The organism is Nocardioides malaquae (assembly GCF_015070385.1).
Lineage (GTDB): Bacteria > Actinomycetota > Actinomycetes > Propionibacteriales > Nocardioidaceae > Nocardioides > Nocardioides malaquae.
The window spans coordinates 1-254 of record NZ_JADCSA010000746.1; the positions used below are offsets into that span (position 1 = coordinate 1).

Genomic DNA, 254 nt, shown 5'->3' on the forward strand with positions numbered 1-254 from the left:
GAACAATTAAGGCAACAAGCAGATGGAGGATGCAAATGAAGTCCCACAAGAGATGGAAGGAATACTTTGATGGTCTGCTGAAGGAGGAAAGCCCACGGGATCACCAGGATAATGGAACAACTTACACAGGACTGACAAGAGGCATAGAGAGAGAGAGTAGCATTCATGAGAGCTCTTACTAGAATGAAAAACAGCAAGGCAACTACACCAGATGAGATCCCAGAGCACAATGGGAGAGACAGAAGTGAATTGAC

General features: G+C 45.3%; 1 protein-coding gene. It reads left to right on the forward strand.

From position 1 onward, the window contains the following. Positions 1-182: hypothetical protein (locus IEQ44_RS17360; protein ID WP_227487677.1), on the forward strand; the 182-nt coding region annotated here is incomplete at its 5' end. Between the last annotated feature and the right edge of the window lie 72 nt (positions 183-254).